Consider the following 20,417-nt stretch of genomic DNA (forward strand, 5'->3'; position numbering starts at 1 on the left):
GTGTCAGTGGAACTTTGGCAGCAGTGCGTGGAGCTTTTGCGCGAAGAGCTGCCTGCCCAGCAATTCAACACCTGGATCCGTCCGCTACAGGTCGAAGCCGAAGGCGACGAGTTGCGTGTGTACGCACCCAACCGTTTTGTTCTCGATTGGGTCAATGAAAAGTACCTCGGCCGTTTGCTTGAGCTTCTTGGCGAACACGGCCAGGGCATGGCGCCTGCTCTCTCCTTATTAATAGGAAGCAAGCGCAGCTCTGCACCACGTGCCGCTCCTAACGCTCCGTTGGCAGCTGCAGCGTCTCAGGCGCTGTCTGCCAATTCTGTCAGCAGTGTGTCGTCTGCTGCTCCGGTAATGGCTGCAACTTCAGCTCCCGCAGCTGCGACTCAGGCACCTGTGCATAACGTTGTTACGCACAATGAACCTTCACGTGACAGCTTCGACCCGATGGCAGGTGCCAGCTCACAGCAAGCGCCTGCTCGTGCCGAGCAACGCACCGTCCAGGTAGAAGGTGCGCTAAAGCACACCAGCTATCTGAACCGCACGTTTACGTTCGAGAATTTTGTTGAAGGTAAATCCAACCAGCTGGCTCGCGCTGCGGCTTGGCAGGTTGCCGATAACCCGAAGCACGGTTACAACCCGCTCTTCCTTTATGGCGGTGTAGGTCTTGGTAAAACTCACTTGATGCACGCTGTGGGCAACCACCTGCTGAAAAAGAATCCGAACGCCAAGGTTGTGTACCTGCATTCGGAGCGCTTTGTCGCGGACATGGTCAAGGCTTTGCAGCTCAATGCAATCAACGAGTTCAAGCGCTTCTACCGTTCGGTCGACGCTTTGCTGATCGATGACATTCAGTTTTTCGCCCGTAAAGAACGTTCGCAGGAAGAGTTTTTCCATACGTTCAACGCGCTGCTGGAGGGCGGGCAACAGGTCATCCTGACCAGCGACCGCTATCCAAAAGAAATCGAGGGGCTTGAAGAGCGACTCAAATCCCGCTTTGGCTGGGGGCTGACAGTGGCTGTCGAGCCACCGGAGCTGGAAACCCGGGTCGCGATTCTCATGAAAAAAGCGGATCAGGCCAAGGTCGATCTGCCTCATGACGCAGCGTTTTTCATTGCCCAGCGCATTCGCTCCAACGTTCGTGAGCTGGAAGGTGCGCTCAAGCGCGTCATTGCCCACTCGCACTTCATGGGCCGCGATATCACCATCGAGCTGATTCGGGAGTCGCTGAAGGACTTACTGGCGTTGCAGGACAAGCTGGTCAGTGTGGATAACATTCAGCGTACGGTCGCCGAGTACTACAAGATCAAGATATCCGATCTGTTGTCCAAGCGTCGCTCGCGCTCGGTAGCCCGACCTCGTCAGGTGGCCATGGCGCTTTCCAAGGAACTCACCAACCATAGCCTACCGGAAATCGGCGATGTCTTTGGTGGTAGAGACCATACGACCGTTTTGCACGCGTGCCGAAAGATCAACGAACTCAAGGAATCCGATGCGGATATCCGCGAGGACTACAAGAACCTGCTGCGAACGCTGACTACGTGATGACGCCAGCGCAGCTTATTAAGGCAAGGGACTAGACCATGCATTTCACCATTCAACGCGAAGCCCTGTTGAAACCCCTGCAATTGGTCGCCGGCGTGGTTGAACGCCGCCAGACCTTGCCGGTTCTTTCCAATGTGCTCCTGGTCGTCCAGGGTCAGCAACTGTCGCTGACCGGTACGGATCTGGAAGTAGAACTCGTTGGTCGTGTCCAGCTTGAAGAACCAGCCGAACCCGGAGAAATTACAGTTCCGGCGCGCAAGCTGATGGACATCTGTAAAAGCCTGTCCAATGACGCGCTGATCGATATCAAGCTCGATGACTCCAAGCTAATCGTCAAAGCCGGCCGCAGCCGTTTCACACTGTCCACCTTGCCTGCCAATGACTTCCCTACGGTGGAAGAAGGTCCAGGTTCTCTGACCTTCAACCTGGTGCAGAGCAAGTTGCGTCGGTTGATCGAGCGCACTAGCTTTGCGATGGCGCAACAGGACGTCCGTTATTACCTCAACGGAATGCTGCTGGAAGTCAGCGCAGGCATTCTGCGTGCCGTCGCTACCGACGGTCACCGCTTGGCAATGTGCTCCATGTCTGCCGATATCGAACACGCTGATCGCCACCAGGTCATCGTGCCGCGCAAGGGTATCCTTGAGATGGCACGGCTGCTGACCGAACAGGACGGCATGGTCAGCATCGTACTGGGTCAGCATCACATTCGTGCCACCACTGGTGAGTTCACCTTCACCTCGAAACTCGTAGACGGCAAGTTCCCGGACTACGAGCGAGTTCTGCCAAAGGGTGGCGACAAGCTGGTGTTGGGTGATCGTCAGGCATTGCGTGAAGCCTTCAGCCGTACTGCGATTCTTTCCAACGAGAAGTACCGCGGTATCCGCCTGCAACTTGCCAGCGGCCAACTGAAGATTCAGGCCAACAACCCTGAGCAAGAAGAAGCAGAGGAAGAGATCAGCGTCGAGTACAACGGTGACTCGCTGGAAATCGGTTTCAACGTGAGCTATCTGCTCGACGTGCTGGGTGTCATGACTACTGAACAGGTACGCCTGATACTGTCTGACTCAAACAGCAGCGCACTGGTGCAAGAATCGGACAACGATGATTCTGCCTATGTCGTCATGCCGATGCGCCTGTAACTTCATGTCCAGCGCAACCTAGATGTCTCTTAGTCGCGTCTCGGTCACCGGGGTGCGCAATCTGCACCCGGTGACCCTCTCCCCCTCCCCGCGTATCAATATCCTGTACGGCGCCAACGGCAGCGGAAAAACCAGCGTTCTGGAGGCGATCCACTTGCTGGGCATTGCCCGCTCGTTTCGCAGCAGCCGCCTGCTCCCCGTCATTCAGTACGAACAGCCTGCCTGTACGGTCTTTGGACAAGTCGATCTTGCGCAAGGCGGTCACAGCAATCTGGGTGTTTCACGTGATCGACAAGGCGAATTCCAGATTCGCATTGATGGTCAAAACGCCCGAAGTGCAGCGCAGCTCGCCGAAATTCTGCCGATGCAACTGATTAACCCGGACAGCTTCAGGCTGCTGGAAGGCGCGCCGAAGATCCGCAGACAGTTTCTGGATTGGGGAGTGTTCCACGTGGAACCTCGTTTCATGGCCACTTGGCAGCGCCTTCAGAAGGCCCTCAAGCAGCGAAACTCGTGGCTCCGGCATGGTACACTTGACGCCGCTTCGCAGGCGGCATGGGACCGTGAGCTGTGTCTGGCAAGTGACGAAATCGATGAATTCCGTCGCGCCTATATCAAGGCACTAAAGCCAGTCTTTGAGCAGACCTTGAGCGAGCTTGTTGAGCTTGAAGGTTTGACCCTGAGCTACTACCGAGGATGGGACAAAGAAAAAGAGTTGAGCACTGTGCTCGCCTCTTCCCTGAATCGAGATCAGCAGATAGGCCATACCCAAGCGGGACCCCAACGCGCTGACTTGCGCCTTAGACTAGGCGCTCACAATGCGGCAGACATATTGTCGCGTGGTCAGCAGAAGCTGGTGGTCTGTGCATTGCGTATTGCTCAGGGACATCTGGTCAGCCAGGTCCGTCGAGGCCAATGCATTTATCTGGTCGATGACCTGCCGTCCGAACTGGACGAGCATCATCGCCAGGCGCTTTGCCGCTTGCTGGAAGAATTACGCTGCCAGGTTTTTATAACCTGTGTAGATCAAGAATTTTTGAGGGAAGGCTGGCAGACGGATACGCCAGTTGCTTTGTTCCACGTGGAACATGGCCGTATCACCCAGACCCACGACCATCGGGAGTGATTGCATGAGCGAAAACCAAACGTACGACTCGACCAGCATTAAAGTGCTGAAAGGGCTCGATGCCGTACGCAAGCGTCCCGGAATGTACATCGGTGATACAGACGATGGCAGCGGTCTGCACCACATGGTGTTCGAGGTGGTTGATAACTCGATCGACGAAGCATTGGCAGGCCATTGCGACGACATCAGCATCATCATCCACCCAGACGAATCTATTACCGTGCGCGACAACGGCCGCGGTATTCCGGTAGATGTGCATAAAGAAGAAGGCGTGTCGGCAGCCGAGGTCATCATGACCGTGCTCCACGCTGGCGGTAAGTTCGATGACAACTCCTACAAAGTATCCGGCGGTCTGCACGGTGTGGGTGTGTCAGTTGTAAACGCCCTTTCAGAGCTTCTGCTGTTGACGGTTCGCCGTAGCGGCAAGATCTGGGAGCAGACCTACGTTCATGGTGTTCCACAGGAACCGATGAAAATCGTAGGTGATAGCGACAGCACTGGCACCCAGATTCACTTCAAGCCGTCTGCTGATACTTTCAAAAACATCCACTTCAGCTGGGATATTCTCGCCAAGCGTATTCGTGAACTTTCCTTCCTGAACTCTGGCGTTGGTATCGTCCTCAAGGACGAGCGCAGCGGCAAGGAAGAGCTATTCAAATACGAGGGCGGTCTGCGTGCCTTCGTTGAATACCTGAATACCAATAAGACGCCGGTCAACGAAGTGTTCCACTTCAACGTCCAGCGTGAAGACGGTATCGGTGTAGAGATTGCCCTGCAGTGGAACGACAGCTTCAACGAGAATCTGTTGTGCTTCACCAACAACATTCCTCAGCGCGACGGCGGCACTCACCTGGTGGGTTTCCGCTCTGCCCTGACGCGTAACCTGAACAACTACATTGAGCAGGAAGGTCTGGCCAAGAAGCACAAGGTCGCGACCACCGGTGACGATGCGCGTGAAGGCCTGACCGCTATCATCTCGGTCAAAGTACCTGATCCAAAATTCAGTTCGCAGACCAAGGACAAGCTGGTTTCGTCCGAAGTCAAAACCGCAGTCGAGCAGGAGATGGGTAAATACTTCTCCGACTTCCTGCTGGAAAACCCGAACGAAGCCAAAGCAGTCGTCGGCAAGATGATCGACGCAGCGCGTGCTCGTGAAGCCGCGCGCAAGGCGCGTGAGATGACTCGTCGTAAAGGCGCGTTGGACATCGCAGGCTTGCCGGGCAAACTGGCCGACTGCCAGGAGAAGGACCCTGCCCTCTCCGAACTGTACCTGGTGGAAGGGGACTCTGCTGGCGGATCAGCCAAGCAGGGACGTAACCGCAGGACCCAGGCCATCCTGCCTCTCAAGGGCAAGATCCTGAACGTTGAAAAAGCGCGTTTCGACAAGATGATCTCTTCTCAGGAAGTGGGCACCTTGATCACCGCGCTGGGCTGTGGCATCGGCCGCGACGAGTACAACATCGACAAGCTGCGTTATCACAACATCATCATCATGACCGATGCTGACGTCGACGGCTCGCACATCCGTACCCTGCTGTTGACGTTCTTCTTCCGTCAACTGCCCGAGCTGATCGAGCGTGGCTACATCTACATCGCTCAGCCGCCGCTGTACAAGGTCAAGAAAGGCAAGCAAGAGCAGTACATCAAGGACGACGAGGCCATGGAAGAGTACATGACCCAATCGGCCCTTGAAGACGCCAGCCTGCACCTCAGCGAATCGGCACCGGGTATCTCCGGTACTGCGCTGGAGAAACTGGTCAACGACTTCCGTATGGTGATGAAGACCCTAAAGCGTCTGTCGCGTCTGTACCCACAGGAACTGACCGAGCACTTCGTCTACCTGCCGCCCATCACGCTTGAGCAGCTGTCTGACCACGAAGGCATGCAAGCCTGGCTGGCTCTGTTCGACGCGCGCCTGCGCACGGGTGAGAAGTCGGGTCTGGTCTACAAGGCCAGCCTGCGCGAAGACCGCGAGCGTAACGTCTGGCTGCCAGAGGTCGAACTGATCTCCCACGGTCTGTCTAACTACGTCACCTTCAACCGTGACTTCTTTGGCAGCAATGACTACAAGACCGTTACCGCTCTGGGCGCGCAGATCAGCACGCTTCTGGAAGAAGGTGCCTATGTACAACGTGGCGAGCGCAAAAAGCCTGTCACCGAGTTCAAGGAAGCCCTCGCCTGGTTGATGGCCGAAAGCACCAAGCGCCACACCATCCAGCGCTACAAAGGACTGGGTGAAATGAACCCGGACCAACTGTGGGAAACCACTATGGACCCAAGCGTGCGCCGCATGCTGAAAGTCACCATCGAAGACGCCATCGGCGCTGACCAGATCTTCAACACTCTGATGGGTGATGCGGTCGAGCCACGCCGTGACTTCATTGAAAGTAATGCGTTGGCTGTGTCCAACCTCGACTTCTGATGAAAGCGTGATCGAACACCAACCCCGGCGAAAGCCGGGGTTTTTGTTTGTGGGGTTTGGCCTGCTCGTCAGTCGACGGCCCCTCTCCTGCCCTGTTCCGGTAAAACTCAACCAGCTCAACCTGAGGCTGTTGAGGGCCTTTTAATCGCTATCGTCCAGAAGGTTGTTCAGGGCGATGGCGCGCAACTCACGAACTTTAGCGATGCTTTTCTCTGGCGAAGAGCGGATCACATCTCTTGGATCATTGATTCGCACCCGACCATATCCATCGATCAGGAACTGTAAGTCTTCAATGTGCAGGCTATGGGTTCTCAGTCTGGCTATGATCTCGTCACAGTCCTTCAAAACATTGTTATTGAAGGCCACATCAGTGGGAATGTGTTTGCGGTTATGGATAACGTCTTCGGAGTCCAGGGCATGATGGATGTAGTCTTTTGCTATCCCGACCTTGTTATCGTATTTGACTAAAGAATGCGCAGCAACGACCGGAAACCCGAGGTCTTTCAGGTGTTTGGTCATCTTTAGCTCTTTTGCCGCGTATTCATTTCCAGAAATAATCCCGGTTGTGCCTGGCCGGATCAGACATATGCATTGCCGTGGATCCTGCCGAGAATGATAAACATCCTTCTGACTTCCGCTTCCAAGCTTTTCGCCCACGGAAGGTATTGAGGTAAATTCAGTAGGCGCGGCGACATCCTGGATACCCGGATGTCGCTGGATGGAGGCAGCATTGGAAACAATTGGCATGATGGTCACCGCTGTGTATTCGACTTTACTGACGTTTGATTCGCGAGCCGAGTCGTCGCTATCCTGTTCAATGAGTGAAGCCTGGGGTGAGTTGGGTTCCATGCTTAACGGCTTTTTTGCACAGATTAGATACGTTGTATTGGTCTAGTAGGGTCGGCCACTCCTGGGCAAGACTACTGGCCGTCGATCGTGGTTGATGACGAGCTTTGCTTCTGTGATGCAGGCCAGCTTGCTGTCCTGATCCAGACCCATATTCCACTGCTGTTCACCGGTACTGTGCTGGCCGTGGTTAATCGCGCACCAATAAAAAACCGACCTCTAAAAGGTCGGTTTTTATACATCACTAAAACTTATGCACGTTTTTGCCGTATTAATCACGTTGGGAAATAAGCATTATAATTAGAGGCTTATCATCGTTTTCGCCCGTTTTTCCAAAATCCGTACACAGGTTATCCACAAAATCACGCGGGGACTTTTTCTGCAGTTGTTGCAGGCGTGACCGGCGTTCCCATGGCGCGTTGTGTGTCCTCGTTCCAGGTCTGTACGCGTTCATTCAAGGCCGCGATAGCGCGCGGGCCGGTGCCTTCTGCGTACATGGGTTCGCCGATGACCACGTGAATAGTGCCGGGTTTTTTCGCCCAACCATCCCGAGGCCAATATTTGCCAGCGTTGTGAGCGATAGGCAGGACCGGCAGGTCAGCGTTGACCGCCAGGGCGGTGCCGCCACGCGAGAATTTTCCGACCTGACCGTAAGGCACGCGCGTGCCCTCGGGGAAGATCAGTACCCAGACACCGTCCTTGAGCAGTTCGTCGCCCTTTTTGGCGATTTCCCTCAAGGCTGCTTTCGGGTTTTCGCGATCGATGGCAATAGGACGCAGCATGGCCATGGCCCAGCCAAAGAACGGGACGTACAGCAACTCACGTTTGAGGACCTGGCTCAACGGCTCGAAGTACGCCGAGAGAAAGAACGTCTCCCAGGTGCTCTGGTGGTTGGAGATGATCACGCAGGGCGTTTTCGGCACGTTTTCTGCGCCGGTGACTTCAACCTTGATGTTCAGGAACACTCGGGTCAGCCACAGTGCGCAGCGGCACCAGTAGACATTGATGAAGCGATAGCGGGCCTTGAACGGCAGGAACGGCGCGATGAAAAAGCTCAATGTGCACCACAGCAGCGAGCTGGTGCCCAGCAACAGGTAAAAGAAGAAAGTCCTGATTGCCTGCATGATCGACATAGTTACGTTTACCGTACGGGCAGGTGCCCGCTCCTTGAGCGTCCTGAACCTGGAGGGTCAGTTGTTCAGTGAGACGCTATTGTGGATAAGCTCTGCGGCAACCGCCGCCAGATCGTCAAAAATAAGTGTGCCTTCAGGCACGTCACCTTCAATTGTCCTGCGGCCTTTGCCGGTCATCACCAGCACAGGCTGGGAATCGACGGCCAAAGCGGCCTGCAGGTCACCTTTGCTGTCGCCTACGAACCATAGTCCCTTAAGGTCGGCCGCATAGTGGCGAGCAATGGTGTGCAGCATGCCGGGTTTGGGTTTGCGGCATTCACAACCTTCGTCTGGCCCGTGCGGGCAGTAGACGATCAAGCCAACCTCGCCGCCCTGCTCGGCCACCAGTTCGCGCAAGCGCGCATGCATGGCGTCGAGAGTAGCCCGGTCGTAATAACCGCGCGCAATGCCGGACTGGTTGGTGGCAACCGCCACCGTCCAGCCGGCCTTGCTCAGCTCTGCGATAGCCTTGATCGAGCCGGGAATGGGCAGCCATTCCTCCACCGACTTTATATAAGCGTCGGAGTCATGGTTGATCACTCCGTCCCGATCCAGTATCAGCAGTTTCACCATCGATCCCTTGTCAGCCCAGCAGCGAGATATCGGCAACGCCGAGGAACAGGCCGCGCAGGCGCGACAACAAGGCATAACGGTTGGCACGCACATTGGCATCTTCTGCGTTGACCATGACCGCTTCGAAGAACGCATCGACCGGTTCACGCAGCATGGCCAGGCGCGCCAGCGATTCGCTGTACTGACGCTCGGCAGCCATCGGCTGGATCGCGTTGTCAGCCTGCTGAATCGCAGAGTACAGCGAGAACTCGTTGGCGTTGTCGAAGTACTTGGGCTCGACGGTCTGGGCAATATTGCCCTCGGCCTTGCTCAGCAGGTTCGATACGCGCTTGTTCACGGCAGCCAGTGCAGCGGCTTGCGGCAGTTTGCGGAAGGCCTGGACCGCCTGAACGCGCTGATCGAAATCCAGCGCCGAGGCGGGTTGCAGGGCACGCACCGAGAGGTACACCGCCACGTCGACACCTTCGTCTTCGTAACGCGCACGCAGGCGGTCGAAGATGAAATCGAGTACCTGCTCCGCCAGACCGGCTGGCTTGATTTTGCTACCGAACTGCGTGACCGCGAACTTCACGGTGTCGACCAGGTTCAGGTCGAGCTTCTTCTCGATCAGGATACGCAGAATGCCCAGCGCTGCACGGCGCAAGGCATACGGGTCTTTGCTGCCGGTGGGCAGCATGCCGATACCAAAGATACCGACCAGTGTGTCCAGCTTGTCAGCGATGGCGACGGCTGCGCCGGTCAGCGTGGTCGGCAGTTCGGCGCCTGCGCCGCGCGGCATGTACTGTTCGTTGAGCGCCAGCGCGACATCTTCGGGCTCGCCGTCGGCCTTGGCATAGTAGTAACCGGCAATGCCCTGCATTTCCGGGAACTCGCCGACCATCTCGCTCGACAGGTCGCACTTGGACAACAGGCCAGCCCGCGCTGCTCGCTGCGCATCGCCGCCGATGCGTGGCGCGATGTAGGCGGCCAGTTTCGACACACGCTCGGCCTTGTCGAAGACGCTGCCCAACTGAGCCTGAAACACGACGTTCTTCAGGCGATCATTGAAGGTTTCGAGCTTCTGCTTCTTGTCCTGCTTGAAGAAGAACTCGGCATCGGTCAGGCGTGGACGAACCACTTTCTCGTTACCGGCGACGATCTGCGCGGGGTCTTTGCTTTCGATGTTGGCGACCGTGATGAAACGCGGCAGCAGCTTGCCATCGACATCCAGCAGGCAGAAATACTTCTGGTTGTCCTGCATGGTGGTAATCAGGGCTTCCTGCGGCACTTCAAGGAAACGCTCCTCGAACGAGCACACCAGCGGCACCGGCCACTCGACCAGACCGGCCACTTCATCCAGCAGGCCTGGCGGCACGATAGCGGTGCCTTCCTGTTGGGTGGCCAGCTCTTCGACGCGCTTGCTGATGAGCTGGCGACGTTCGTTGAAGTCGGCCAGTACATGAGCGGCGCGCAGGTCGCCGAGGTAACCGGCAGGCGAGGAAATACGCACGTCCTCCGGGTGGTGGAAGCGGTGGCCACGGGAATGACGACCTGCGCTCTGGGCAAGAATTGTGCAATCAACCACCTGATCGCCGAACAGCATCACCAACCACTGGGTCGGACGCACGAACTCTTCCTTGCGAGCACCCCAGCGCATGCGCTTGGCAATCGGCAGGTCGTTCAGCGAGTCTTCGACAATGGTCGGCAGCAGCGACATCGTCGGTTTGCCGAGGATGGTCTGGCTGTAACGCAGTTTCGGGCCGCTTTGATCGATTTCGCTCAGATCGACGCCGCACTTCTTGGCGAAGCCCAGTGCCGCTTGAGTCGGGTTGCCGTCGGCGTCGAACGCTGCCTGGCGCGGCGGGCCGTCCAGGTTGACGCTGCGATCCGGTTGTTGCGTGGACAGCGCGGTGATCAACACGGCCAGACGACGCGGTGCGGCGTAGACCTGTTTGGCGCTGTACGTCAGACCTGCGCCCTGCAGGCCCTTTTCAATACCGGCCAGAAACGCATCGGCCAGAGAAACGAGGGTCTTGGGTGGCAGTTCTTCGGTGCCCAGTTCGACCAGAAAATCTTGAGCACTCATTGCGCTGCCTCCAGCTTGGCCAACACTTCATCGCGTAGATCGGGCGGCGCCATCGGGAAGCCGAGACGCGCCCGGGCTTGCAGGTAGGCCTGAGCCACCGAGCGGGCAAGCGTGCGCACGCGCAGGATGTATTGCTGACGCGCAGTCACGGAAATCGCACGACGGGCATCCAGCAGGTTGAACGTGTGCGAAGCCTTGAGGACCATTTCGTAGCCCGGCAATGGCAGTTCCAGCTCGATCAGACGCGCTGCTTCGCTTTCGTAGAAATCGAACAGTTCGAACAGTTTGTCGACGTTGGCGTGTTCAAAGTTGTAGGTCGACTGCTCCACCTCGTTCTGGTGGAACACGTCGCCGTAGGTCACTTTACCGAACGGGCCGTCAGCCCAGACCAGATCGTAGACCGAGTCCACGCCCTGCTGGTACATCGCCAGACGTTCGAGGCCGTAGGTGATTTCGCCGGTCACCGGGTAGCACTCCAGGCCGCCTACTTGCTGGAAGTAGGTGAACTGCGAGACTTCCATGCCGTTGAGCCAGATTTCCCAGCCCAGACCCCAGGCGCCCAGCGTCGGCGATTCCCAGTTGTCTTCGACGAAACGCACGTCGTGCACCAGCGGATCGAGGCCGATGTGCTTGAGCGAGCCCAGGTACAGTTCCTGGAAGTTATCCGGGTTCGGCTTGAGAATGACCTGGAACTGATAATAGTGCTGCAGGCGGTTCGGGTTTTCGCCGTAGCGGCCGTCAGTCGGGCGACGGCTTGGCTGTACGTAAGCGGCATTCCAGGTTTCCGGGCCTACGGCGCGCAGAAACGTGGCAGTGTGGAACGTGCCGGCGCCTACTTCCATATCGTAGGGCTGAAGTACCACACAACCTTGTTCTGCCCAGTATTGCTGGAGGGCGAGGATCAAGTCTTGGAAGGTACGCACGGCTGGCGTAGGCTGGCTCACAAATTTCACCTGTGCTGGGCTGCGATTCAAAGAGCGGGAGTATACCCGATTCGGCTGCACGTCCACTCCTGGGAGCCCTATGACACGCTGCTTTTGGTGCAACGAAGACCCCCTTTACATCGCTTATCACGATCAGGAGTGGGGAGTGCCGCTGCGCGATGCGCAGAAGCTCTTCGAGTTGCTTTTGCTCGAAGGGTTCCAGGCGGGGCTGTCGTGGATCACGATTCTCAAGCGTCGGGCACGTTATCGCGAGGTGCTGCACGGCTTTGATGTCGAGCGCCTGGCGCAATTGAGTGATGCGGAAATCGAGGCGCTGATGCTTGATCCGAGCATCATTCGCAACCGTCTCAAGCTCAAGGCCGTGCGCACCAATGCGCGGGCCTGGCTGGCGCTGGAAGATCCGGTCGGCCTGCTCTGGTCGTTTGTCGGCGGGCAGCCGAAGGTCAATCATTTCAGGAATCGCAGCGAAGTACCGGCTATTACCGCCGAGGCCGAAGCGATGAGCAAGACGCTGAAAAAGGCCGGGTTCACCTTTGTCGGTCCGACCATCTGTTATGCCTATATGCAGGCCAGCGGCATGGTCATGGATCACACCGTCGATTGTGATCGGTACGCGGTGTTGAGCCGCTGACGTTACACTACCCGCCTCGATAATCTGGGAGTCATCTGTGGATAAGTTCAAAGGCGCCGTAATGGTCGGGGCGTTGCGATTGTTTGCCCTGCTGCCCTGGCGAGCCGTGCAGTGGGCCGGTACCGCCATAGGCTGGTTGATGTGGAAGCTGCCCAATCGCTCCCGTGAAGTGGCGCGGATCAATCTGTCCAAGTGTTTCCCTGAATTGAGCGAGCCCGAGCTGGAAAAGCTGGTCGGCCGCAGCCTGATGGATATCGGCAAGACGCTCACCGAGAGCGCCTGCGCGTGGATCTGGCCGGCACAGAAATCAATCAATCTGGTGCGTGAGGTTGAAGGGCTCGAGGTACTCAAGGACGCGCTGGCGTCTGGCAAGGGCGTGGTCGGTATCACCAGCCACCTGGGCAACTGGGAAGTGCTCAATCACTTTTATTGCAGCCAGTGCAAGCCGATCATTTTCTATCGTCCGCCCAAGTTGAAGGCCGTGGATGATCTGTTGCGCAAGCAGCGCGTGCAGTTGGGCAACCGTGTGGCGGCTTCGACCAGGGAAGGCATTCTCAGCGTCATCAAGGAAGTGCGCAAAGGCGGTTCGGTGGGTATCCCGGCCGATCCGGAGCCGGCTGAATCAGCGGGTATCTTCGTACCGTTCTGCGGCACCATGGCACTGACCAGCAAGTTTGTGCCGAACATGCTGGCCGGAGGCAAGGCAGTCGGCGTATTCCTGCACGCTATGCGCCTGCCGGATGGTTCGGGTTACAAGGTGGTACTCGAAGCCGCCCCCGAAGCGATGTACAGCACTGACACCGAAACCTCGGCAGCGGCGATGAGCAAAGTGGTCGAGAAATACGTGCGGGCTTATCCGAGCCAGTACATGTGGACCATGAAGCGCTTCAAGAAGCGCCCGCCAGGCGAAGCGCGCTGGTATTAGGAAAGACCGGACGCGCCTCAGACACCTATCCTGCGCCACGCCACAGTGCTCGGAAGTGGACGCAGAGCGTCCAGAACGGCATGCCCACGCTGGAGCATGGGCACGATAGTGTTTCTTCAGACACTGATCGTTCCTCACGCTCCAGCCCTGACACCTATCGTTTCGCAGCGCGTGAACGAGAGGTAGAGCGCTAGCTGGCCGCCGCGATCAACCCGCGCCGCTCCAGCGCCACTTGCACTCCTTCTGAGCTCATCCGTACCAGGTTCACCGGGATCGATTTGGACGCAGGTGTGTTGCTGCGTTTATCCCGATTGGCCAGTGGTACCAGGCCGTTGGTTTCCGGGTAGTAAGCCGCGCAGCAGCCCTGTGGCACGTCGTAGGGGATGACCTTGAAACCCGGTGCACGACGCGGCATGATCGGGTCGAGAGCAGTCTGGAATTCGATGTAATCGCCGGCCTTCAGCCCCAGACGTTCAATGTCCAGCGGGTTGAGCATCACCACCATGCGGTCGCCATAGATGTCCCGGTAACGATCATCGTTGGAGTACACCGTTGTGTTGAACTGATCGTGGCTGCGGATCGTCATCAACTGCAGATGCTCTGCGCCCGGAGGCGTGTCGTCCTCGTCGTAGATCCCCTCGGGAAACAGGAAGTTGGCCTTGCCGGATTCAGTGTTCCACTTACGCTCGCGGGCCTCGTTGGGCAGGTGGAAACCGCCGGGCTCGCGGATGCGCTGATTGAAGTTATGGAACTGCTCAGGCAGTACTTCTTCGATCTTGTCGCGAATCAGGGCGTAATTGTTCACGTAGCTGTCCCAGTCCACCTTGGGATTGGGCTCGAGCGTCGCTTTGGCAATACCGGCGATGATCGCCACTTCGGAAATCAGATGTTTCGACGCAGGCTCCAGCATGCCGGTCGAGCCGTGCACCATCGACATCGAGTCTTCGACCGTAATGGTTTGTGCCACGCCGTTCTGCATGTCCAGTTCAGAACGCGCCACGCACGGCAGCAAGAAGGCTTTCTGGCCATGCACCGTTGCGCTGCGGTTGAGTTTGGTGTTGACCAGCACGGTCATTCTCAAGCGGCTGACGGTCGGGCAGATCACATCGGTATCCGGAATCGCGCGGAAGAAATTGCCGCCCATTGAAATGAGCGCTTCCACTTCGCCACGCAACAAGGCTTCGCAGGTCTCGGCCACGGCGTGTCCTTTTTTTCTGGACGCCTCGAAACCGAACACCTTGCTCATGCTGGCCAGAAACGGCTCGCCGGCTTTTTCATAGATGCCCATCGTCCTGTCGCCCTGAACGTTGGAATGCCCACGTACCGGGCAGGCTCCGGCACCAAGCTTGCCGATGTTGCCGCGTAACAGCAGCAGGTTGATGATCTGCTGCATCGCGTCGCCGCCACGCATGTGCTGTGTGACGCCCATGCCCCAGCAGCAGATGACCCCCTCTGAGCGCTTATAGACCGCTGCCACCTCTTCCATGGCCTGACGCGTCAGGCCCGAATGACGCTCGATGGTTTCCCAGGGCAACTGTCGGCAATAATCGGCGTAGTGCTCAAAACCGTGGGTGTGCTCTTCAATGAACGGCACATCCAGCACGCGTGGCAGGCCTTCCCGCTGCGCCGTGTCGTCTGCTTCGATGACGGCCTTGCAGACACCCTGCAGCGCAATCATGTCGCCGCCGATCCGGACTTGATGATATTGAGAGCTGATCTCCACGCCGCCGCGACTGAGCATGTCGCGCGGGTCCTGTGGCGCCGCGAAACGTACCAGCGCCTTTTCGCGCAACGGGTTGAACGAGATGATGCTGGCGCCCCGGCGTGCCGCAGCATGCAGCTCGGACATCATGCGCGGGCTGTTGGTCCCGGGGTTCTGACCGATGATGAAAATCGCGTCGGCGTTCTCGAAGTCTTCCAGCGTCGTGGTGCCCTTGCCGACCCCGATCGACTCGGGCAGCGCCACGCTGGTGGTCTCATGGCACATGTTCGAACAATCTGGAAAATTGGCCATGCCGTACAGGCGGCCAAACAGCTGGTACAGAAACGCCGCTTCGTTTGAGGTGCGTCCGGAGGTGTACAGCTCCAGTTTCCACGGATCGCTCAGATTACGCAGCTCTTCACCGATCTCGGCGAACGCCTGATCCCAGGTGACGGGCAGGTATTTGTCGCTGGCCGCGTCATAGCGCATCGGTTCGCTGATACGGCCTTCTGCTTCCAGGTCGTGATCGCTCCAGGTGGCCAGCTCGCTGACCGTATGCCGGGCGAAAAACTCGGGGGTGACGCGCTTTTTGGTCGACTCCCAGGCGAGGGCCTTGGCACCGTTCTCACAGTATTCAAAGGTGTGCGGCTTCTTCGGGTCTGGCCAGGAGCAACTGGGGCAATCGAAGCCTCCGGGCTTGTTCATGGACAGCAGGGTGCGATTGCCTTTGATCAGTACATGCTGATGCAGCAAGTGTTTGTTGACGGCACTGAGTGCCGGCCAGCCGCCCGCAGCTGAGCCGTCGGTCTGTGAGCCTTGAAGCGGGGCCTGGGTATTTTTTGACTCGGACACTGGGTGTGTTCTCCCTCATAAAGCCCGTGAGGGCATGATGCACGTGTGTCTGAGATACACGCGCCCAGAGGGAATTCGTCCGAGTCGACGAGCGTTGCCGACCGGGCAGATCGGCAAGAGGTTCAGTCAGGATGGCGCCTGTTCAGGACCTGTTCAGAAAAAGCTCAGCCCTACCTGAAACAGCCGCTCTACTTCGCGGATGCATTTTTTATCCACAAGAAACATGATCACGTGATCACCGGATTCGATCACGGTGATGTCGTGGGCAATCAACACCTGTTCGTCGCGGATGATCGCGCCGATTGCCGTACCGGTCGGCAGGTTGATGTCCTTGATGGCGCGGCCGACCACTTTGCTGGATTTCGCATCGCCGTGGGCAACGATTTCGATGGCTTCCGCCGCGCCACGGCGTAGCGAGTGAACGCTGACAATATCGCCACGTCGCACGTGGGCCAGCAGCGTGCCAATGGTTGCCAGTTGCGGACTGACCGCAACGTCGATCTCGCCACCCTGCACCAGATCGACATAGGCCGGGTTGTTGATCAGCGTCATCACTTTGCGAGCGCCCAGCCGCTTGGCCAGCAGCGACGACATGATGTTGGCTTCGTCATCGTTGGTCAGGGCCAGGAACAGGTCAGTGTTGCCGATGTTTTCTTCCAGCAGCAGGTCTCGATCCGATGAGCTGCCTTGCAGCACCACCGTGCTGTCGAGGTTCTCCGACAGGTAACGACACCGCGCCGGATTCATTTCGATGATCTTGACCTGATAACGGCTTTCGATGGCCTCGGCCAGGCGCTCACCGATGTTGCCGCCGCCAGCAATGACAATACGTTTGTAGTTCTCGTCCAGGCGCCGCAGCTCGCCCATGACAGCGCGAATGTCAGCCTTGGCAGCGATGAAAAACACCTCGTCGTCGGCCTCGATGACCGTGTCGCCATGCGGCAGTATCGCCCGGTCGCGCCGATAGATCGCCGCGATGCGGGTATCGACATTGGGCATGTGCGCTCGTAGCTGGCGCAGCGGCTGACCCACCAACGCCCCGCCGTAATAGGCTTTGACCGCGACCAGTTGCGCCTTGCCGTCGGCAAAGTCGATCACCTGCAACGCACCGGGGTATTCGATCAGCCGCTTGATGTAGTTGGTCACCACTTGTTCCGGGCTGATCAGCACATCGACCGGGATCGCGGTCTTGTCGAACAGGCCTGCGCGCGTCAGGTACGCCGCCTCCCGTATCCGTGCGATCTTGGTGGGCGTGTGGAACAGTGTGTAGGCCACCTGGCAGGCGATCATGTTGGCTTCGTCGCTGCTGGTGACCGCCACCAGCATGTCGGCGTCGTCGGCACCTGCCTGGCGCAGCACCGCCGGATACGAACCTTTGCCCTGCACGGTACGGATGTCCAGGCGGTCGCCCAGATCGCGCAACCGGTCGCCATCGGTGTCGACCACCGTGATGTCGTTGGCTTCGCCCGCCAGATGCTCGGCCAGCGTCCCGCCCACCTGACCTGCACCCAGAATGATGATTTTCAACTGCTTACTCCCGCGCCGCCGCTATCTTGATCAGTTTGGCGTAGTAGAAACCGTCGTGGCCACCCTGCCGGGCCAGCAACTGGCGACCATGCGCCTGCTTGATGCCAGCTGCTGGCTGCCCGCCCTGCCCGGCGATGTCCAGTTCTCTGGCCCCCGAAGTACGGGCCAGGAACGCCTCGATGACGTCGGTGTTTTCGGTCGGCAGTGTCGAACAGGTTGCGTACACCAGCATGCCGCCTACCTGCAGCGTAGGCCATAAGGCGTCGAGCAGTTCACCCTGCAAGGTCGCGAGCGCAACAATGTCGTCGGCCTGGCGGGTGAGTTTGATGTCCGGGTGGCGACGAATCACGCCGGTAGCCGAACATGGCGCGTCGAGCAGGATGCGCTGGAACGGCTGGCCGTCCCACCAGGTTGCAGTATCACGGGCGTCGGCGGCGATCAGTTCAGCGTCGAGGCCCAGACGGTCGAGGTTTTCCCGCACACGCACCAGACGCTTGGCTTCCAGATCCACTGCTACCACGCCGTTCAGTTGTGGCTGTACTTCCAGCAGATGGCAGGTCTTGCCTCCCGGCGCGCAGCAAGCGTCGAGTACACGTTGGCCGGGCGCCAGTTCCAGCAGGTCGGCGGCCAGCTGTGCGGCTTCGTCCTGAACGCTGATCCAGCCTTCGGCAAAACCGGGCAACGAGCGCACGTCACACGGCTCGGCCAGCACGATGCCGTCCTGGCTGAACGTGCAGGCGCTGGCGTCCTGCCCGGCAGTCTTCAGCAGCTCAAGGTACTGATCGCGGCTGTTGTGGCGACGGTTGACGCGCAAAATCATCGGCGGATGCGCGTTGTTGGCCGCGCAAATGGCTTCCCAGTGTTCCGGCCATGCGGCTTTCAGGGCTTTTTGCAGCCAGCGCGGGTGGGCGGTGCGTACGACAGGGTCGTGTTCGAGCTCGATCAGCAGCGCTTCGCCATCGCGTTGAGCATTGCGCAGCACGGCATTGAGCAGGCCTTTGGCCCATGGTTTTTTCAGCTTGTCGGCGCAGCCAACGGTTTCACCGATGGCCGCATGCGCAGGGATGCGGCTGTAAAACAGCTGATAGAGGCCGACCAGCAGCAAGGCTTCGACGTCGGCATCGGCGGCCTTGAAGGGTTTTTGCAACAATTTGGCGGCCAGTGCCGACAGACGTGGCTGCCAGCGCGCCGTGCCGAACGCCAGATCCTGGGTCAGGCCACGATCACGCAGCTCGACCTTGTCCAGTTGGGTCGGCAGCGAGCTGTTCAGCGACGCCTTGCCGCTGAGCACGGCAGCCAGTGCCTTGGCGGCGGCCAGACGCGGGTTCATTGGCCGAGCACCGTACCGATGGCGAATTTCTCGCGGCGGCTGTTGAACAGGTCAGCGAAGTTCAACGGTTTGCCGCCCGGCAGTTGCAGGCGGGTCAAACGCAGCGCGTTCTCGCCGCACGCGACGATCAGGCCGTCCTTGCTGGCGCTGAGGATAGTCCCCGGTGCGCCCTGCCCTTCGGCGAGATCGGCCGCCAGCACTTTCAAGGTTTCTTCGTTCAGCGTGCTGTGGCAGATCGGCCACGGGTTGAAAGCACGGACCAGACGCTCCAGCTCATCCGCCGGACGGCTCCAGTCGAGGCGCGCTTCATCCTTGTTCAATTTGTGAGCGTAATTGGCAAGACTGTCGTCCTGAACCTCGCCGACCAGCGAACCGTCCGCCAGACCGGCAATAGCCTGCAACACAGCGGGTGGGCCGAGTTCGGCCAAGCGGTCATGCAGCGTGCCGCCGGTATCCTGCGCGGTGATCGGTGTTATGGCCTTGAGCAGCATCGGCCCGGTGTCCAGACCCGCTTCCATGCGCATCACGGTCACGCCACTTTCAGCATCACCGGCCTGCACGGCACGCTGAATCGGCGCTGCTCCTCGCCAGCGCGGCAGCAGCGACGCGTGGCTGTTGATGCAGCCCAGACGCGGAATATCCAGCACCACCTGCGGCAGGATCAGGCCGTAGGCGACCACCACCATCAAGTCTGGTTTGAGCGCTGCCAGTTCGGCCTGCGCAGCAGGATCACGCAGCGTTGGCGGCTGCATCACAGGTACATCATGTTGCAGCGCCAGTTGTTTGACCGGGCTGGGCATCAGCTTTTGTCCACGACCGGCCGGGCGATCAGGCTGGGTGTACACAGCCACGATCTGGTGAGGGCTGTCGAGCAGGGCCTTGAGGTGTTCGGCGGCAAATTCCGGGGTGCCGGCGAAGACGATGCGCAGTGGCTCAGTCATGGAGTTCTCGTTATGAAAAAACAAAAAGGCCTTATGCAGGCCTTTTGGGGTAACCACGGATCAGGCGTTGAGCTTGTGCTGCTTTTCGAGCTTTTTCTTGATCCGGTCACGCTTGAGGTTGGACAGGTAATCGACGAACAGCTTGCCGTTCAGGTGATCGCACTCGTGCTGAATGCAGATCGCGAGCAGGCCTTCGGCAACCAGCTCGTAAGGCTTGCCGTCGCGGTCGAGGGCTTTGACGCGAATTTTTTGCGGGCGGTCGACGTTTTCGTAGAAACCCGGCACCGACAGGCAGCCTTCCTGATACTGATCCATTTCATCGGTCAGTTTTTCGATCTCAGGATTGATGAGGACCATGGGTTCGCTGCGGTCTTCACTGAGGTCCATGACGACCACGCGCTTGTGGACGTTGACCTGCGTCGCGGCCAAGCCGATGCCTGGCGCTTCGTACATGGTTTCAAACATGTCGTCGACCAACTGGCGAATGCCGTCGTCTACCATCGCCACAGGTTTGGCGATGGTGCGCAGGCGCGAATCGGGAAATTCGAGGATGTTTAGAATGGCCATATACGTAAGAGCTGCACTGTTAAGGTAAAGTCAGGGTCGGGTGCCGGGCTCGGGATTCAAGGCAGGCAGCCCATGATGGGACTCTAGGGTTCACGCAAGGCAACATGATAAAG

16 protein-coding genes are annotated in these 20,417 nt (G+C 58.5%); 6 read left to right on the top strand and 10 right to left on the bottom strand.

The window, feature by feature from the left end; all coding sequences use genetic code 11:
* The 4 genes from dnaA to gyrB are packed head-to-tail and all read left to right on the top strand — an operon-like array spanning position 1 to position 6,229.
* Entirely contained in the window at positions 1 to 1,539 is a 1,539-nt protein-coding gene (dnaA, locus tag N018_RS00005) for a chromosomal replication initiator protein DnaA (RefSeq protein WP_024647542.1), read from the top strand.
* Positions 1,540 to 1,577: 38 nt separating this feature from the next.
* Positions 1,578 to 2,681 (top strand): DNA polymerase III subunit beta, encoded by a 1,104-nt coding sequence (dnaN, locus tag N018_RS00010; protein WP_024647543.1) that lies wholly within the window; start codon positions 1,578 to 1,580, stop codon positions 2,679 to 2,681.
* 22 nt (positions 2,682 to 2,703) lie between these two features.
* Entirely contained in the window at positions 2,704 to 3,807 is a 1,104-nt protein-coding gene (gene recF, locus N018_RS00015) for a DNA replication/repair protein RecF (RefSeq protein WP_024647544.1), read from the top strand.
* 4 nt (positions 3,808 to 3,811) lie between these two features.
* A complete protein-coding gene (gene gyrB / locus N018_RS00020) occupies positions 3,812 to 6,229 on the top strand; it encodes a DNA topoisomerase (ATP-hydrolyzing) subunit B (RefSeq protein WP_025388529.1) in 2,418 nt (805 codons plus the stop codon).
* A 141-nt stretch (positions 6,230 to 6,370) separates the two neighbouring features.
* Here gyrB and hopBF1 read toward each other — a convergent pair whose 3' ends face one another.
* From hopBF1 to glyQ, 5 genes are all read right to left on the bottom strand, one after another.
* Complete coding sequence (gene hopBF1 / locus N018_RS00025) at positions 6,371 to 7,078, bottom strand: T3SS effector protein kinase HopBF1 (protein WP_229631235.1); 708 nt, start codon at positions 7,076 to 7,078, stop codon at positions 6,371 to 6,373.
* Between the two features lie 359 nt (positions 7,079 to 7,437).
* Positions 7,438 to 8,208 carry a lysophospholipid acyltransferase family protein gene (locus N018_RS00030; RefSeq protein ID WP_024647547.1) on the bottom strand — a complete coding sequence of 257 codons (771 nt, stop codon included), beginning with the start codon at positions 8,206 to 8,208 and terminating at the stop codon, positions 7,438 to 7,440.
* Positions 8,209 to 8,265: 57 nt separating this feature from the next.
* Positions 8,266 to 8,820 (bottom strand): D-glycero-beta-D-manno-heptose 1,7-bisphosphate 7-phosphatase, encoded by a 555-nt coding sequence (gmhB, locus tag N018_RS00035; protein ID WP_195757159.1) that lies wholly within the window; start codon positions 8,818 to 8,820, stop codon positions 8,266 to 8,268.
* Positions 8,821 to 8,830: 10 nt separating this feature from the next.
* On the bottom strand, positions 8,831 to 10,885 hold the full coding sequence (glyS, locus tag N018_RS00040) for a glycine--tRNA ligase subunit beta (protein WP_025388530.1): 2,055 nt from the start codon (positions 10,883 to 10,885) through the stop codon (positions 8,831 to 8,833).
* Positions 10,882 to 11,829 carry a glycine--tRNA ligase subunit alpha gene (gene glyQ / locus N018_RS00045; protein WP_002551326.1) on the bottom strand — a complete coding sequence of 316 codons (948 nt, stop codon included), beginning with the start codon at positions 11,827 to 11,829 and terminating at the stop codon, positions 10,882 to 10,884. Before glyQ ends, glyS begins: the two co-directional genes overlap by 4 nt.
* A gap of 79 nt (positions 11,830 to 11,908) precedes the next feature.
* On the opposite strand from glyQ, the gene N018_RS00050 reads away from it, so the two are divergent.
* Together N018_RS00050 and N018_RS00055 are read left to right on the top strand one after the other, a co-directional pair.
* The gene (locus N018_RS00050) at positions 11,909 to 12,460 is read left to right on the top strand and encodes a DNA-3-methyladenine glycosylase I (protein ID WP_025388531.1); all 552 of its coding nucleotides are present in this window, start codon (positions 11,909 to 11,911) and stop codon (positions 12,458 to 12,460) included.
* 37 nt (positions 12,461 to 12,497) lie between these two features.
* Complete coding sequence (locus tag N018_RS00055; protein ID WP_025388532.1) at positions 12,498 to 13,385, top strand: lysophospholipid acyltransferase; 888 nt, start codon at positions 12,498 to 12,500, stop codon at positions 13,383 to 13,385.
* Between the two features lie 190 nt (positions 13,386 to 13,575).
* On the opposite strand, the gene N018_RS00060 is transcribed toward N018_RS00055, so the two are convergent.
* The 5 genes from N018_RS00060 to def all read right to left on the bottom strand — a co-directional run bounded on the left by N018_RS00060 (position 13,576) and on the right by def (position 20,304).
* Positions 13,576 to 15,939: an FdhF/YdeP family oxidoreductase gene (locus tag N018_RS00060; RefSeq protein WP_025388533.1), complete on the bottom strand. Its 2,364-nt coding sequence runs from the start codon at positions 15,937 to 15,939 to the stop codon at positions 13,576 to 13,578.
* Between the two features lie 153 nt (positions 15,940 to 16,092).
* Entirely contained in the window at positions 16,093 to 17,466 is a 1,374-nt protein-coding gene (gene trkA, locus N018_RS00065) for a Trk system potassium transporter TrkA (protein ID WP_024647553.1), read from the bottom strand.
* A 4-nt stretch (positions 17,467 to 17,470) separates the two neighbouring features.
* Entirely contained in the window at positions 17,471 to 18,796 is a 1,326-nt protein-coding gene (rsmB, locus tag N018_RS00070) for a 16S rRNA (cytosine(967)-C(5))-methyltransferase RsmB (protein WP_025388534.1), read from the bottom strand.
* A complete protein-coding gene (gene fmt / locus N018_RS00075; protein ID WP_025388535.1) occupies positions 18,793 to 19,737 on the bottom strand; it encodes a methionyl-tRNA formyltransferase in 945 nt (314 codons plus the stop codon). Before fmt ends, rsmB begins: the two co-directional genes overlap by 4 nt.
* A gap of 60 nt (positions 19,738 to 19,797) precedes the next feature.
* A complete protein-coding gene (def, locus tag N018_RS00080) occupies positions 19,798 to 20,304 on the bottom strand; it encodes a peptide deformylase (RefSeq protein ID WP_025388536.1) in 507 nt (168 codons plus the stop codon).
* Positions 20,305 to 20,417: the final 113 nt, after the last annotated feature.

The sequence above is a fragment of the Pseudomonas syringae CC1557 genome, from assembly GCF_000452705.1.
GTDB classification, from domain to species: domain Bacteria; phylum Pseudomonadota; class Gammaproteobacteria; order Pseudomonadales; family Pseudomonadaceae; genus Aquipseudomonas; species Aquipseudomonas syringae_F.